Origin of the sequence: Phytoactinopolyspora limicola (assembly GCF_011320225.1) — a bacterium.
Taxonomy (GTDB): Bacteria; Actinomycetota; Actinomycetes; order Jiangellales; family Jiangellaceae; genus Phytoactinopolyspora; species Phytoactinopolyspora limicola.
This window is the reverse complement of the sequence record NZ_JAAOEN010000003.1, coordinates 185,700-200,200: the sequence shown is the minus strand read 5'-3', so window position 1 is coordinate 200,200 and position 14,501 is coordinate 185,700. Positions and strand designations below refer to the sequence as shown.

Genomic DNA, 14,501 nt, shown 5'->3' with positions numbered 1-14,501 from the left:
TCCTGGCGAAGACAACCCCGGGTGGACCGCGGATCTTCCACGAGGCTAAAACCTGAAGCAAACTTGAGGTCAACCTGACCGGTCCGGGCCGCCGGCCACGGGGCACTCCGGCGGGATGATCAGCCGAGTCTGCGGGTGCCTCAAAGCGCCAGGTAGGCGTCGACGAGTGGTTCGCCCCAGACCACCGCGACCAACGCGCCGAGCAACATGGCCGGGCCGAACGGGATGGAGGTGCGCCGCCCGGCCCGACCGGCCAGCAGCAAACCCGCTGCCAGGAGCGCGCCCACCACGAACCCGGCGAACACCCCGAACACCAGTACCGGCCAGCCGATCCACCCCAACAACAGACCCAGCACCGCCGCCAGCTTGACGTCGCCGAGGCCGAGGTCGGCTGGGCGCAACAGGACCAGCAGGAGGTAGAACGCCAATACCACTCCGGCGCCGGCCCACGCCCGGCCGTAACGTGCCCAGCTATCGTCGACGGCGGCGGCGCCAGCCAGCGCGATCGCCGCTGCTACCAACGCCGGCACGGTCAGCCAGTCCGGCAACCGATGCTCCCGGATGTCGACATAAGCCATCGCCACCCCCATTGCCGCCACCACCAGGAAGGCGGTCGTCGCGGCGCCCAGGTCAGAGCTGGCCACGCCGATCAGCGCCCACGCCGCTGCCGTGCAGACGGCGAGGATCACCGGCAACCCACGCGCCGCGGCGAGTTCCCGATACGGGGTGGGTGGCGGTTCATCCTCGTCGGGGCTGCGGTCCGGGATCCAGGCGATCACCCAGGGCAGCACGGCGCCGACCACTAGGCCGGCGCCGGCCAGAACCGGGGTCACGGCATGGCCCGTGCGGCGAGTCCTTGCTCGGCGGCCGCCCGCAGGACGTCGATGGGTGCCGGGCGTCCGGTCATCGCCACCACCTGACCGGCGGCCTGATGAACGAGCAGGTCCAGCCCGCCCAGGACCACCCCGCCGGAGGCGTCCCAGTGGTGCGCGATCGGTGTCGGCCATGGGTCGTACAGCACCTCGAACAGCACCCGCTCCGGTCCCCCGCGCGCGCTCAGCTGGGCAGCCAGCCCGTCGAGTGCCCCGGCCGGCGCGGTGTTCACTGTCAGCCGGGCGGTCAGACACTCATCGCCGATCTGCCAGGGGCGGATGTCGACCGCTGGGGCCCCCGGCCATTGGCGGGTGACGGCGGCCACCCGCTGAGCCCGCTCGGGTGACCGGGCATGCAAATGGATCCGACCGGCACCGAGCTCAACGCTGGCGGCGAGCGCGGTGGTGGCGGTGGCACCGGCACCCCAGATACACACCACATCCGGGGCCTGGTCGCTGAGCTGACGTTCGGCCAGCGCGTCGAGAAAACCCGGCAGATCGGTGTTGCTGGCTCGCCAGCCATCATCAGGTAGCCGGACCAGCGTGTTGGCCACCTCGAGCTGTTGGGCCTGCGGGCTGATCTCAGTGGCGACCTCGAGCGCGACCTTCTTCAGTGGCATCGTCAGCGACAGTCCACGCCAGCGATGATCGAGGCCGGACAGGAAACCCGGGAGTTCGTCCTCGCCGACCTCGTGGGCGGTGTAGGTCCAATCGAGCCCCAGATGGCGATAGGCGGCGCGGTGGATCACCGGAGACAGCGAATGGGAGATCGGCGCTCCGAGCACCGCACACCGCCGGGCCGGGCCTGGGTCAGCAGTCGTTCTCACGGCAATACGCCCGCAGCAGCTCGACGTTGTCGTTGTGTTCGGCCTCGGTAGCAGCGAACCGCGTCTCGCCGGTTTCCAGGTTCACCGTGACGAAGTAGCAGCTATCTTCGTCGGCTGGATCGAGGGCGGCGGAAAGGGCGGCCTCCCCTGGCGAGGCGATGGGTCCAGGCGGCAAGCCGGGGTTCAGATAGGTGTTGTACGGCGAGTCGATCTGGCGCATCTCCGACGAGGTGAACACACTCGTGTAATCGTCCACGGCGTAGTGGACGGTGGAGTCCATCTGCAGCATGTTGTTTGCGACTCCGGCGGCTGAGCACTCACCGGAAAGCCGGTTATAGATCACTGCGGCAACTCGAGGCATGTCTTCATCGGAGCGGACTTCGCGCTGGATGATGCTCGCTACGGTGACGACTTCCCGGACGGTCATGTCCCGGTTGTCGGCTGCGTCTCTGAGGTCAAGGGAAAGTGCTGCCTGGTTAAACCGATGGAGCATCGCTGTCAGTAGCGACTCGGCGGTACCGTCGTGGCGGAGATCGTACGTGGCTGGGAACAGGAAACCTTCGGCGTCGTCCTCGGCGTCGTCAGGCAGTTCCACCTCTTCAAGGGCTTCTTCCAGCTCCTCGAGCTCGAATTCGGACCCTTCGGCGAGGCGCTGTAATGTCTGGCGCACCCGGAAACCTTCTGGGATAGTCACCCGTTCCGACGTGCTGCCGATCTGGATCAGTGCGTCGACGGCATCCTCGGCGTTCATCTGGCGGTAGAGGGTGTACGTGCCGGGCTGGATAGAGCCGGGGTTCTGCTCGGCGGCCTGGACGAAAGCCTCCTGGCTGGCGACGACGTCGGCCTCGGCCAGCGCCGTCCCCATGGCGCGCAGGGTGAAACCGTCCTCGATGGTGACGGTGACCTCGCCGAAACCTGGCCCTGGGTAGTCCTCGGCGTCCCCGAACCAGCCTGACATGGCGTTGAGGACGGCGCTTCCGCCGTAATACAAGCCGGCCAGCACTCCACCGATCACACTCAGCGAGATGAGGACGGCGAAGAACGAGCCGAACCGGCGTTTCTTGCGCTTCTTCCGCCGTCCCCGGCGCTGCGAACGGGGTTGGCCGTCCGCATCGCTCGACGCTCCCGCGTGACTCATCAGGCTCCCGTCACTACCTCTCCTGGTGGCACGCCTCGTGCCCGTTCCATGTCGAGCGCATCTTGCAAGATCACCATCGCCGCGGCTTGGTCGATGGTACGCCGACCCTCCCGCGACGACACGCCACCGGCCTGCCTATGCCGGGTGGCGACCGACGTGGTCATACGTTCATCGACCAGACGGACAGGACATGGTGCCACATATAGTGCCAGTTCGGTAGCAAACGCGCGCACCTCGGTGGCCGCCAATCCTTCGTCGCCGCGCAACGTACGCGGCAGCCCGACCACCACCTCGACCACCTCTCTTTCCGACGCGAGCGCGGCGAGACGGGCCAGGTCGCCACGTCCGCGCCGAACCGTCTCGACCGGAGTGGCCAGCACGCCCCCGGGATCCGATGCCGCCACCCCGATACGTACCCGGCCGACGTCGATACCCAAACGGGGTCCCGGACGGATCGTCAAGAGCCGTGGGTCACGTTCTCGCCGACGACGTGCTCGATCCGGCCCAGCGCGTCGGCGATCTTGGACGGGTCCGACCCGCCGCCTTGAGCGACGTCGTCCTTGCCGCCACCGCCACCACCAAGGGTTTGCGCTGCGGCCCTCACCAACTCGCCCGCTTTGAGACCCCGGCGGCGGGCTTCGTCGTTGGTAGCGATCACCACGACCGGGCGGCCGTTGCCGCCCTCCGCGGCGACGGCCACCACGGCCGGGCGTTCGTTGCCTAGGCGCGCCCGCACGTCCAGGGCCAGTGTGCGCAACTCGTCGGCCGTGCCGCCGGCAGCCGCCTGGTGCGCGACGAACGCCACACCGTGGACGTCGAGGGCTCCCCCGGCGAGTTCCGCGGCCTGAGCGCCAAGGGCGCTGGCCCGCAACTGGTTCACCTTCTTCTCCGCCTCGCGGACCTGGCCCAGCAGCCGGGCGACCCGCTCCGGCAGTTGGTCAGGCTGCACGTTGAGCAGGTCGGACAGCTGACTGACCAGGGTGCGCTCACGGGCTAGATAGCGGAACCCTTCGATGCCGACGTAGGCTTCCACCCGCCGGGAGCCGGCACCAACCGACCCCTCGCCGACGAGTGTCACCAGCCCGATCTGAGCCGACCTCGCGACGTGGGTCCCGCCGCACAGCTCCCGCGACCATTCGCCGCCCATCTCGACGACCCGAACCTCTTCGTCGTAGGTCTCGCCGAACAGCGCCAACGCGCCGATCTCGCGGGCCCGCTCCAGCGGCATGTACGTCGCCGACACCGGAAGGTCACGGCGGATACCGAGGTTCGCGGCCTCCTCGACCTCACTGCGGGTCTCCCGGCCAAGCGCCTGCCCCCACGCGAAGTCGAGGCGTAGGTAACCCGGCTTGTTGTACGAACCGCTCTGCAGCGCCTGCGGCCCCAACACCTCCCGCAGCGCGGCATGCACCACATGGGTGCCCGAGTGTGCCTGACAGGCACCGAGCCGCCACTCCGGATCGACCCGAGCCAGCACATCCTGACCGCTGACCAGCTCGCCCTTCAGCACCCGCACCTTGTGCACGATGAGGCCCTTGATCGGCCGCTGTACGTCGAGCACCTCCAGCTCGGTGCCGTCGCCGGTGATCCGGCCGGCGTCGCTGTCCTGCCCGCCGGACTCGGCATAGAACGGGGTACGGTCCAGGACGAGCTCGACCGTATCTCCCTCCTGAGCGGCGGGAACCGTGGCGCCATCCCGCAGCAGACCACGGACCCGGGTGTCGGTGTTCAGCTCTTGATACCCGGTGAACGGGGTGGGGCCGGGCTCACGAAGCTCCCGGTAAGCGCTCGTGTCCGCGTGGCCGATCTTCTTCGCCCGGGCGTCGGCCTTGGCCCGGTCGCGCTGTTCGGCCATCAGCTGGCGGAACCCGGCCTCGTCGACCGCCAAGCCCTGTTCGGCCGCCATCTCCAAGGTGAGATCGATCGGGAACCCATAGGTGTCGTGCAGTTTGAACGCGGTGTCACCAGCCAGGGTGACCTCGCCGGTCTTCTTGGTCTGGCCGGCGGCGAGATCGAAGATCTGGGTGCCGGTCTGCAGGGTTTTGCGGAAGGTGTCTTCCTCGGCGTAGGCGATGCCGGAGATCCGCGAGAAGTCGGACTTCACCTCCGGATAGGCCGCCCCCATAGCGTCTCGGCTCACCGGCAGGAGTTCGGGCAGGCTGCGCGCGTCGACACCGAGTAGGCGCATGGCCCGAACACTGCGGCGCAGCAGCCGCCGCAACACGTAGCCGCGGCCCTCGTTGGACGGTGTGATGCCGTCGCCGATCAACATCAGCGAGCTGCGGACGTGGTCTCCGACCACCCGCATACGGACGTCGTCCTCGTGGTTCGCGCCGTATCGTTTGCCGGAGAGCTCGGCCGCACGCTGGATGACCGGGAACACTTGGTCGATCTCGTACATGTTCTCGACACCCTGCAACAGGTAGGCGACGCGCTCCATCCCCATACCGGTGTCGATGTTCTTGGCTGGGAGCTCACCAACGACGCGGAACTCCTCCTGGCTCTTGACGTCGGTGATTTCCTCCTGCATGAAGACCAGGTTCCAGATCTCCAGGAACCGGTCCTCGTCTGCCACCGGGCCGCCGTCGGGCCCATATTGGGGTCCACGGTCGACGTAGATCTCGCTGCACGGCCCACCCGGACCTGGCTGATGGGTGTGCCAGTAGTTGTCCTTCAGGCCCCGGCGTTGGATCCGTTCGTCCGGAATCTCGGCGACCTTGCGCCACAACGCGGCGGCCTCGTCGTCGTCCTGATAAACGGTCACCCAGATCTTGGCCGGATCGAAGCCATATCCGCCGTCATCCTGCGACCTGGTGATGAGATCCCAGGCGTAGGTGATGGCGCCTTCCTTGAAGTAGTCCCCGAACGAGAAGTTGCCGTTCATCTGGAAGAACGTGCCGTGCCGGGTGGTCTTGCCGACCTCTTCGATGTCACCGGTACGAATACACTTCTGCACGCTGGTGGCGCGCGGCCACGGTGCTGCCTGCTGACCGGTCAGGTACGGAATGAACGGAACCATCCCGGCGATGACGAACAACACTGACGGGTCAGGGGAAATCAGCGGCGCGCTGGGGACGACGGTGTGACCGTTCCGGTCGAAATGCTCAAGGAAGCGGCGCCGGATCTCGGCGGTCTCCATACTTAGAAGGTGCCTCTCCGCTGGTTGGGATAGAGGAGACCATCAACGGCCTCCAAGTCGGGCTCTGCGTGCGATTCACTTCCATTGTCCGACACGCCAAGCGCATCCCGAAGTTCATTTTCTCGTTCGGCCATCCCGGCTTTGACGTCCTCGGCGAACTCACGGATGGATTGCGACACCGAGTTCAGCGCTTTGGACACCTGGTCCGCCGCACCTTCGGGGGTCATGCTGTCGGCCGCCTTGGTGAGTTTGCGTACGATCAACACCCCCGCCGTGGCGCCCAGTGCGATCCAGAAGACGCGCTTCATCCGCGTCCACCCCGGCCGGCCTTGCCTTCCTTACGGCTGGCCATAGCGCGGCGCACTCCGTAGGTGAATGCCGCCACCCGCACCATCGGCCCGCCGACGGTGGCCGCGAACAGCGACGACATCGCCGCGGCGTTGGTGGTGACCGTCTGTGCGTTGGCCGTGATGACCTCCACCCGCTGCAGCTGCGCGTTGGTCGAAGCCAGCAAAGCGTTGGTCTCGTCGACCGTCACCGCCGTCTTGGCCACGTGCTCGCGCCGCAGGTCACGGACGGTGTTGGTGAGCTCGTCGACGGTCTTGCCGAACTTGATGACGGGCAAGGCCAGGATTGCGACGAGTGCGACGAAGGCCACGGCCGCGATCAGGCCGGCGATCTCGCCTACGGACATGGAAGTGCCGCCCTTTCCGTGCGGGATGATTCGCTACGTGTTCAGGGCCCGACCCTACCGCGCCGGATGCGTTCCGCGCCTTGGGGCGTCGACTATCCGCGGCCAGGTGATCGCCGTCTCACGACAAGTCGGACATGGTGCAACATCAGGAACCTCTGAGGATCTGCCGGAGCCGGCTGTACCGCTCCGCATAGTCTCGCTCGGCGCCGCGGGCGCCGGGCTCGTAGTACTGCTTGTCGGCGACCGAGTCCGGGGCGTACTGCTGCTGGACGACGCCGCGTGGATCATCGTGTGCGTAGGCGTACGACGAGCCGTGGCCGAGTTTCTTGGCGCCGGAGTAGTGAGCGTCGCGCAGGTGCGGTGGCACAGCTCCGGCGAGGCCCGCACGGACGTCCCCCACGGCGGCGCCGATGGCCTTGACCACGCTGTTCGACTTCGGCGCCAACGCCAGGGCGATCACCGCGTGTGCGAGGGTGATCTGCGCCTCTGGCCAACCGATGAGCTGCACCGCCTGTGCCGCGGCCATCGCCGTCGGCAACGCCGACGGGTCGGCCAGGCCGATGTCTTCGCTGGCCAGGATCACCAGCCGTCTGGCCAGGAACCGCGGGTCTTCGCCGGCCTCGGCCATGCGGGCCAAATAGTGCAACCCGGCGTCGACGTCACTGCCGCGGATCGACTTGATCAGCGCACTGGTGATGTCGTAGTGCTGGTCGCCGTCGCGGTCGTAGCGGACCGCGGCCCGGTCCACGGCCTTCTCGGCGATCTCGACGGTGATGGTGGTGTCGGCGTTACTCAAGGCCGCGGCGGCGGCCGCCTCGAGATAGGTCAGCACCCGACGGGCGTCGCCGCCGGCGAGCCGGACCAGATGCTCACAAGCGTCGTCGTCGATCGACACCTGCCCAGCCAGTCCACGCTCGTGCTCGAGCGCGCGCCGGACGACCTCCTCGATACCTTCCTTCGCCAAGGGCTCCAAGGTGAGCAGCAACGACCGGGACAACAACGGGCTGATCAACGCGAAGAACGGGTTTTCGGTGGTTGCCGCCACCAGTGAGACCCAGCGGTTCTCGACGCCGGGCAGGAGCGCGTCCTGCTGAGTTTTGGAGAATCGGTGGACCTCGTCGACGAAGAGAACCGTGCCGGTGCCGGTCCGGACCAGTTCGCGCCGGGCCCGGTCCATCACCTCCCGGACATCCTTGACACCCGCGGTCACCGCGGACAGCTCCACGAAACGTCGCTCGGTGGCGCGGCTGACCACATAGGCGAGGGTGGTTTTGCCGGTACCTGGCGGCCCCCACAGCACCAAGGACATCGGCTGGTCTTCCTCCACCAGCCGACGTAATGGTGTACCCGGGCCCAGCAGGTGGCCTTGGCCGATGACGTCGTCGAGGGTGCGCGGACGCATACGTACCGCCAGCGGCTGACCTTCATACTCCTGATCAGCTCCGGCCAGCGAACCACCCGACGGCGCGGGAGACCCCGCCGCGGGCCCGAAGAGCCCTTCCTGTTCCATGTTCCGAGCTTATGAGGCGGCATGACGAGGGCATCGCCGGGCTCGCGAGCCCGGGCGAGCTGTCTCGTCACGGAGTGAGCGGAGCTCGTCGCGGAGTGAGCGGAGCTCGTCGCGGAGTGAGCGGAGCTCGTCGCGGAGTGAGCGGAGCTCGTCGCGGAGTGAGCGGAGCTCGTCGCGGAGTGAGCGGAGAATGTTCCAGAAATGCGCAGTGGCGCGGATCCGGAACGGATACCGCGCCACTGCTACTTGGGGGGCCTTGCTTCGATACCGACGTTGACACATGGATCAGGACCCTGTCAAGGCGAACCGCGTAGTCGCTTGTCAACACCTGCGACCCACAGCAAGATCGAAAGGAACACCCAACTCGTACACCCTCCCAAAGGTGTCCAAGTTGTCCGCTTTGGGGCGCGGCGCCCCTTCAACTCATCGGCGACGCCGGCGCGACACGCCATACCGGCGACGCAGTTCGAGGCGCAACGCGTGCACCGTTCCCCGGTCCAATCCCCGGCGCCGTCGGATCCGCACATGGGCAGAGGCGACCGACGGTGCCGGTATGAAACTAGTGGGCGCCACCCGACGCTCGATCGACATCTCGAACCTCAACTGCCACCACGCCACCTCGTAATCGCGCGGTTCAGTCGCCGTGATTCGCTTCGCGAATCCCCACTCCACCAGCAGATCGGCGGATCGCAGGAAGGTCTCGTCGGGGGTCAGCAACCGCCTGACCAAGCTCGTCGAGATGGAGTACGGGATGTTCGCCACCACGAAGTACGGCCGACGCGGCAGAGGCACCACTCGGGCGTCACCGGCCACCACCCGGACAGAGTTGTGATCACCGAAGCGACGCCCGAGCCGGGTGACGAACGCGGGGTTGCGTTCGATCGCGATGACCCGTGCACCGGTGGCGCTCAGTGGACCGGTCAGCGCGCCGGTGCCGGCACCGAACTCGAGCACGAGGTCGTCGACGCCGACGTTCGCCGAACGGATCAGCCGTCGGGCCACCGAACGATCGTTGAGCAGATGAATGCCGGATCGGTTGTCCGGCAAGGAAAGTGTGCGCGTACGCGCGGACATGGTTCACCACAGCCAAGAAAGCCTTGGGAGCGACCCGCAGGGCTGGGCGGGCCGGCTCGCCTCCGTCATCTGGACACGACGAACCGCGCCGTCGACCTGGCCAAACAGGTCAGGGACAGGCGCGGTTCACGGCACTACCCACGTCCGGCTCAACAGCCGGCGAAAGGTTATGCCGTGACGGAACGGCGCAGCCGAATGAAGAAGGCGGCGCTGGTGGGGGCACTAGCCATGGGCGCTAGTGTAACCCAGTTGTGACGCCGGGACTCAACCCACGCGCTGGAGGAGCTTCTCGCGGCGTGCGGCCACTCGGGACCCAGACTCGCGGCGCGCCATCCGCCGCAGGACCACCGGTGCGACGATGAGTCCGAGCAACGCCCAGGCCCCCAGCACCGCGCCGGTTTCCAGGTGGCGCCACGATGCGCCGATCTCCACACTGACGGCGTCGTTGGGTAAGAAAGCTGAACGCATACCCAGGCCAAGCCAATACATGGGGAACACCTGGGCGATCCACTGCACCCAGTCCGCGAGCGCCGTGATCGGATAGAAGATGCCTGAGATACCCACGAGGCCCAAGACCGGAAGTGCAAGATAGCCCGCGGCCCGAGGACTGGGAAGCAGCGAACCTATCACCACGCCGATCGACTGGGTCGCGATGAGGCCGAGCGCCAACACCCACAACAGCGTGGCCCAACCGCCAATACTGCCGACCACCACACCGTCCACGAGGAACAGCCCAGGTAAAAGCAGGATCAGCAGGTACACCAGGATGGTTCCCGAGACGGTGACCAGCTTGCCGATGAAGTAGCCCTGGATGCCGTGCGGGGTGGCCTTGGCACGCAGCAACGTGCCATCCTCTCGCTCCGCGCTGAGATGCTGCACCATCAGGAGCATGCCGAAGGTGACGAACATCCCCAGGGCGCTAGGCAAAGCCCAGCCACCCAGGCTGACGTCGCTGTCGCCGGCGCTCCGGTTCCGGACGAGAAAGAGCGCGGCCAGCGTCACCATGGGCCAGAGCAGCTGACCCGCCAGCTCAACACCGGTGAAACCCTGGCGTAGCTCGACCAGGCCACGGGCGACCCCCGTGCGTAATGTCCTGGTGCTCCCGGGCATCAGGCAACCTCCCCCAACTCTGGCGACGTGGTGGTCCCGGCGCCGGCTTCGGCCTGACGCACGAGGTGCAGATAGGTGTCTTCCAATGACGACCGCTGTATTTCGAGGTCGGTGATGGCGTCGCCATACTGTTGGAACAGTTGGAAGATGAATGATGTCGAGTCCGTGGTCGAACGTACATACCGCTGGCCGTTGTGGGTCCACCGCACAAGGTCGTCGCCGACGATCTGCCGGGCAAGCTCGCTCGGCGTACCGTCGGCAACGATCCGTCCACGGTCGAGGATCAGAATGCGGTCGGCCAGCTTCTCAGCCTCATTGAGGTCGTGGGTGGTGAGCAGGACGGTTGTGTCACCTTCCGCCGCCAGCCGTAGCACCAGGTCGTGAAACTCCCGCCTGGCCTCGGGGTCGAAGCCCGCGGTCGGCTCGTCAAGGAACAACAACTCGGGCCGGCCCACCACCCCGATGGCGACGTCCAGCCGCCGCCGCTGCCCGCCGGAGAGCAGCCTGACCTGCTGGTCGGCATGATCGGTCAGGCCAACCACCTCCAGCAGGTCATCGACATCCCAGGGTCGTTCGATCAGATCGGTGGCGTAGCGGGTGTAGTACCTGCCCTGGTGCGCTAGCAGTTCCCGAACCCGCCACCGTGCGTGGTCCCGCCATGACTGGAGCACGACGCCCACCCGTGCGCGCCATTGGGAGCCGCCCTGGGCCGGGTCGGTGCCCAGCACCTCGATCTGACCACCGGACGGCTGCCGGAATCCTTCGAGGACTTCGATCGTGGTGGTTTTGCCGGCGCCATTGGGCCCGAGGAGGGCCGTGATCTCGCCATGGCGCATCTGAAACGTGACGTCCGTCAGGATCTCAGCCGTGCCGTAGCGCATACGCAGTCCGTCGATCCTGAGCGCGATCTGCTGGTGTCGTGTCATTCTCACCCTCGTCGTACCGTCGCGGTGATCTGCCTGATGAGGCGATCTGCCTGATGAATCGTGTGCCGTCTGGCGGGTTGGTCACTTCTGGTCGGCTAGGACCTGCTCGATACCGGCCAGCAGCTCGGCCTGACTGATTCCGGCGAGGGCGAGTGCCCGCGGCACGGTGCCAACCGGCGCCTGGACAACCCCGAGGAGCAGGTGCGCCGGGTGGAGGTCCTTCTTCCGGGTCACCGCGGCCAGGCTGCGTTCCAGCGCGAGTTTGACCGATGTGCCGACTTTCGGGCGCCCCGGCCCTGGAGTGGGCTTCGGCAGATCGGCGCTGGCCAGCGAGACCCCGGCGGTACTCAGGCTGTGCTCGAACTCTCGCTGGAACATCTCCTGGATGGCTTGGTAGTTCAGGCCAGCCGACTCAAGAGCGGTTGTGGTGGTCCCCTCCCCCACTGCGGAGATAGCTAGAAGCAGATGGTGCACCTCGAACGTCGAAGCACCGTCACGCTGAGCTTCGCGTTCTGCCTGCTCGAGGATCGCGGGCAAGTACGTGTCAAAACTAGTCATTCTCACGCCTCCGTAACTCCACGCCAGCAGCAATGAGGCGTTTGGCATGTTTCTTGTGGACCGCCTGGCGAGTAACCCCGAGAGCCTCGGCGACCCGAGGCCAACTCCAACCGGCCCGCATCGCCTGCTCGACGGCGGCGTCTTCCAGTTGGTCGGCCAGGCGCCGTAGAGCGGCGACCGAAGCTAGCTGATCACCCGGATCGGCGGAGCTCACGTTCTCTGCACCGGACATATAAGCAACCGTAGTTGACTAAATTCCGATAGTCAACCTTGGTTGCTTATATCGCTCGCGCGGGCCAGCTCAAACCTAGACGCGCCATCGGGTGGTGCGGTGAATCAACACTGCTCGCGGAGCCGCTCAAACGATTGAATAGGAACACGTGTTCGGCTATGATGTGAGGATGACGATGCCGCAGTTGACCCCACAGCCGGACACCCCAATCGGGGGTGTTGGAGTGTGTGCCGCGGGCGATGTGGATGCTGAGTGGGTGCGGCTGGTCGATGCTGAGCGCGCCCGGTTCGAGGCGGGTGACGCTGCGCTGGGCGACCTTAACGATCTCGATGATCTGGGCGGCGTGGGCGTCGAGTCGGGGAATCTGGTAGGCGGGCTGGACCGTGAGTGGGTGCGGCTGGTCGATGCTGAGCGCGCCCGGTTCGAGTTCGCTGATGAGCGCCTTGTTGAGGGGCCACGGGGCAGGGCACCGGGCGTGCCGGGTGTTGGTGCCGGAGATGTTGGTGCTGGAGATGTTGGTGGCGGGGATGTTCCCGGTGGCGACGGGTCGCGGTTTGCCGGAGTGCGGCCTGGTGTGGGGTTCGTGCTGGGATTGGATGCCGCGGTCCCGACGCAGTTGGAGGTGCATGAACTGGCCGATGCTGTCGCTGGTTGGGAGCGGATGATCGCGTGGTGCGCGGCGCGGCAGGCCGAGGTAGCTGCGGAGCTGACCGGTCGTGATGAGTTGTGTCCGGATGATGGGGGTGGGCGGTTCTCGTCGTTGCATCCGGTACCGGTGACGGCGGCGGCGTTGTGTGTGGTGTGGCCGTGGACCAAGCCGCAAGCGGAGCGGTTGGTGGATCAGGCGGTCACGCTGGTTCAGGAGTACCCGAGGGTGCATCGAGCCCTGATGGAGGGCCGCTTGGATGTGGCCAAGGCCAGGATCCTGACCCGGGCGTTGCGCAAGTGTGGGCCCGAGGTGGCCGAGTTGATCGAAAAGGCTGTGTTGCCGTTCGTGCACGCTTGGACCGAGGTCAAGTTGTCCCGGGTGGTCAACGAGTTGTTGCATGAACTTGACGCGGTAGGAGCCAAACGACGCCGGCGGCGGGCCCGTGACCGGCGAGGGGTGTGGATGGAGCCGGGTGAGGACGGGATGGCCTGGCTGACGGCGTACCTACCGGCCGAAGAGGCCGCCGCGGTGATGGCTGCGCTCAATGCCGCCGCCGATGCCGAACAGAGCGCCAGCTGTGAACACTCCCGCACGTGTACCTGTGCGGGCGCTGCCGACCGGCCGACATCCCCGGCAGGCGACCACGACCACGGCGGAGCCGACCATCGGGATAGTGAGCCCGTCGCGGATGGTTCGAGCGCCGCCGGATCGACCGGCGGGGATGCCGGCTCTGCCGGACCCGGCTATGCGGACCCCAGCGGATCCGGCCGCGGCGGAGCCGACCATCGGGATAGTGAGCCCGTCGCGGATGGTTCGAGCGCCGCCGGATCGACCGGCGGGGATGCCGGCTCTGCCGGACCCGGCTATGCGGACCCCAGCGGATCCGGCCGCGGCGAACCCGGCCACGGGGATAGTGGACCCGTCGCGGATGGTTCGAGCGCCGCCGGATCGACCGGCAGGGATGGTGGGCGGGTGCCTGAATGTGCCGGTCGGACCCGGGGGCAGCGGCGGGCGGATGCGCTTGCCTCCTTGGGGTGGTTGTCGTTGACCACCGGGCACCTAGGCGGGCGGGAGTGTGCCGGTTGTGGAACAGCCGTCGGGGCGCGGTTGGCCAAGGCACATGGTCGGGCGGTGACGGTCAACGTGACCGTGGGATTGTCGACCCTGCTCGGGTTGAGTGAACACCCCGCGTTTCTCGATGGATACGGCCCGATCGACGCCGACGCGGCCCGGGTGTTGGCCGCGGCTGGGGTGTGGCGGTGGGTGGGGACCGCCCCGGCGGGTGGGTACGCCCTCGATTACGGAACCACCCGGTATGTCCCGCCGCAAGAGCTGGTGGACTTCGTTCTCCTCCGCGACCGTGAATGTGTGATGCCGGGCTGTCATCAGCAAGCCCAGCGCTGCGAGATCGATCACCGCACCCCGTGGCCGTTCGGACCGACCTCGGCGTGTAACTGTTCGGCGCTGTGCAAAGGGTGCCACGTGCAGAAACACCGTGCCGGGTGGACTATCGAACACCTCGGAGGTGGCCGGCAGAAATGGACCAGCCCCACCGGGCACTCGTCCGTGGTCACCTTCCCCCGCATCGCGCCCGACGTACCGGCGGGAGCCAAAGATCAGAACGGCGGCGCCACAACGCCAGCAAGACGGGCCGCACCTGACGAGACGGACGATCCACCCTATTGAGCGTCCAGCGGCCCGCCCTGCTGGACGCTGCCCGGGAGGTGACACTGTCTCTGCTCGCCGCCCGGGAGGTGGCGCTGTCTCTAGTC

General features: G+C 67.0%; 15 protein-coding genes. 2 read left to right on the top strand and 13 right to left on the bottom strand.

The genetic code is table 11. The features are described 5' to 3' along the window. Nucleotides 1-140: 140 nt before the first annotated feature. Genes G8760_RS09880 through G8760_RS09850 form a run of 7 tightly spaced genes read right to left on the bottom strand, consistent with a single transcriptional unit; the run spans nucleotide 141 to nucleotide 6,634 of the window. Nucleotides 141-833, bottom strand: a complete 693-nt coding sequence (locus G8760_RS09880) for a prepilin peptidase (protein WP_166350412.1) — start codon at nucleotides 831-833, stop codon at nucleotides 141-143. After that, nucleotides 830-1,705, bottom strand: coding sequence for a shikimate dehydrogenase (locus G8760_RS09875; protein WP_166351096.1), 876 nt, complete (start codon nucleotides 1,703-1,705; stop codon nucleotides 830-832). The genes G8760_RS09880 and G8760_RS09875 overlap by 4 nt, the downstream gene beginning before the upstream one ends. After that, on the bottom strand, nucleotides 1,683-2,837 hold the full coding sequence (gene mltG / locus G8760_RS09870; protein WP_166350409.1) for an endolytic transglycosylase MltG: 1,155 nt from the start codon (nucleotides 2,835-2,837) through the stop codon (nucleotides 1,683-1,685). Before mltG ends, G8760_RS09875 begins: the two co-directional genes overlap by 23 nt. Next, the gene (ruvX, locus tag G8760_RS09865) at nucleotides 2,837-3,268 is read right to left on the bottom strand and encodes a Holliday junction resolvase RuvX (RefSeq protein ID WP_343074391.1); all 432 of its coding nucleotides are present in this window, start codon (nucleotides 3,266-3,268) and stop codon (nucleotides 2,837-2,839) included. Before ruvX ends, mltG begins: the two co-directional genes overlap by 1 nt. A gap of 26 nt (nucleotides 3,269-3,294) precedes the next feature. After that, a complete protein-coding gene (alaS, locus tag G8760_RS09860) occupies nucleotides 3,295-5,976 on the bottom strand; it encodes an alanine--tRNA ligase (RefSeq protein WP_166350405.1) in 2,682 nt (893 codons plus the stop codon). Between the two features lie 2 nt (nucleotides 5,977-5,978). Next, nucleotides 5,979-6,284 (bottom strand): DUF6167 family protein, encoded by a 306-nt coding sequence (locus tag G8760_RS09855; RefSeq protein ID WP_166350403.1) that lies wholly within the window; start codon nucleotides 6,282-6,284, stop codon nucleotides 5,979-5,981. Further along, the gene (locus G8760_RS09850; RefSeq protein WP_425502302.1) at nucleotides 6,281-6,634 is read right to left on the bottom strand and encodes a DUF948 domain-containing protein; all 354 of its coding nucleotides are present in this window, start codon (nucleotides 6,632-6,634) and stop codon (nucleotides 6,281-6,283) included. The genes G8760_RS09855 and G8760_RS09850 overlap by 4 nt, the downstream gene beginning before the upstream one ends. Here G8760_RS09850 and G8760_RS31085 point away from each other — a divergent pair. After that, entirely contained in the window at nucleotides 6,530-6,829 is a 300-nt protein-coding gene (locus tag G8760_RS31085) for a hypothetical protein (protein WP_425502301.1), read from the top strand. The two genes, G8760_RS09850 and G8760_RS31085, sit on opposite strands and share 105 nt — an antisense overlap. Here the strand turns inward: G8760_RS31085 and G8760_RS09845 are convergent. The 6 genes from G8760_RS09845 to G8760_RS09820 all read right to left on the bottom strand — a co-directional run bounded on the left by G8760_RS09845 (nucleotide 6,816) and on the right by G8760_RS09820 (nucleotide 12,080). After that, nucleotides 6,816-8,180 carry a replication-associated recombination protein A gene (locus G8760_RS09845; RefSeq protein ID WP_166350399.1) on the bottom strand — a complete coding sequence of 455 codons (1,365 nt, stop codon included), beginning with the start codon at nucleotides 8,178-8,180 and terminating at the stop codon, nucleotides 6,816-6,818. The genes G8760_RS31085 and G8760_RS09845 overlap by 14 nt on opposite strands. A gap of 423 nt (nucleotides 8,181-8,603) precedes the next feature. Beyond that, entirely contained in the window at nucleotides 8,604-9,254 is a 651-nt protein-coding gene (locus G8760_RS09840; protein WP_166350397.1) for a 23S rRNA (adenine(2058)-N(6))-methyltransferase Erm(C), read from the bottom strand. Between the two features lie 264 nt (nucleotides 9,255-9,518). Further along, nucleotides 9,519-10,364 carry an ABC transporter permease gene (locus G8760_RS09835; RefSeq protein ID WP_166350395.1) on the bottom strand — a complete coding sequence of 282 codons (846 nt, stop codon included), beginning with the start codon at nucleotides 10,362-10,364 and terminating at the stop codon, nucleotides 9,519-9,521. Continuing rightward, entirely contained in the window at nucleotides 10,364-11,290 is a 927-nt protein-coding gene (locus G8760_RS09830; protein WP_166350393.1) for an ABC transporter ATP-binding protein, read from the bottom strand. The genes G8760_RS09835 and G8760_RS09830 overlap by 1 nt, the downstream gene beginning before the upstream one ends. Before the next feature lie 81 nt (nucleotides 11,291-11,371). Next, nucleotides 11,372-11,848 (bottom strand): Clp protease N-terminal domain-containing protein, encoded by a 477-nt coding sequence (locus tag G8760_RS09825; RefSeq protein WP_166350391.1) that lies wholly within the window; start codon nucleotides 11,846-11,848, stop codon nucleotides 11,372-11,374. Further along, entirely contained in the window at nucleotides 11,841-12,080 is a 240-nt protein-coding gene (locus G8760_RS09820) for a hypothetical protein (protein ID WP_166350389.1), read from the bottom strand. The genes G8760_RS09825 and G8760_RS09820 overlap by 8 nt, the downstream gene beginning before the upstream one ends. 169 nt (nucleotides 12,081-12,249) lie before the next feature. On the opposite strand from G8760_RS09820, the gene G8760_RS09815 reads away from it, so the two are divergent. Beyond that, the gene (locus tag G8760_RS09815; RefSeq protein WP_166350387.1) at nucleotides 12,250-14,415 is read left to right on the top strand and encodes a DUF222 domain-containing protein; all 2,166 of its coding nucleotides are present in this window, start codon (nucleotides 12,250-12,252) and stop codon (nucleotides 14,413-14,415) included. Nucleotides 14,416-14,501 lie beyond the last annotated feature (86 nt).

Coding starts and splice junctions, on each gene's coding strand:
- G8760_RS09855 (WP_166350403.1), bottom strand. CDS start 6,284: ATGAAGCGCGTCTTCTGGATCGCACTGGGCGCCACGGCGGGGGTGTTG.
- alaS (WP_166350405.1), bottom strand. CDS start 5,976: ATGGAGACCGCCGAGATCCGGCGCCGCTTCCTTGAGCATTTCGACCGG.
- G8760_RS09820 (WP_166350389.1), bottom strand. CDS start 12,080: ATGTCCGGTGCAGAGAACGTGAGCTCCGCCGATCCGGGTGATCAGCTA.
- mltG (WP_166350409.1), bottom strand. CDS start 2,837: ATGAGTCACGCGGGAGCGTCGAGCGATGCGGACGGCCAACCCCGTTCG.
- G8760_RS09830 (WP_166350393.1), bottom strand. CDS start 11,290: ATGACACGACACCAGCAGATCGCGCTCAGGATCGACGGACTGCGTATG.
- G8760_RS09840 (WP_166350397.1), bottom strand. CDS start 9,254: ATGTCCGCGCGTACGCGCACACTTTCCTTGCCGGACAACCGATCCGGC.
- G8760_RS09825 (WP_166350391.1), bottom strand. CDS start 11,848: ATGACTAGTTTTGACACGTACTTGCCCGCGATCCTCGAGCAGGCAGAA.
- G8760_RS09815 (WP_166350387.1), top strand. CDS start 12,250: ATGACGATGCCGCAGTTGACCCCACAGCCGGACACCCCAATCGGGGGT.
- G8760_RS09845 (WP_166350399.1), bottom strand. CDS start 8,180: ATGGAACAGGAAGGGCTCTTCGGGCCCGCGGCGGGGTCTCCCGCGCCG.
- G8760_RS09835 (WP_166350395.1), bottom strand. CDS start 10,364: ATGCCCGGGAGCACCAGGACATTACGCACGGGGGTCGCCCGTGGCCTG.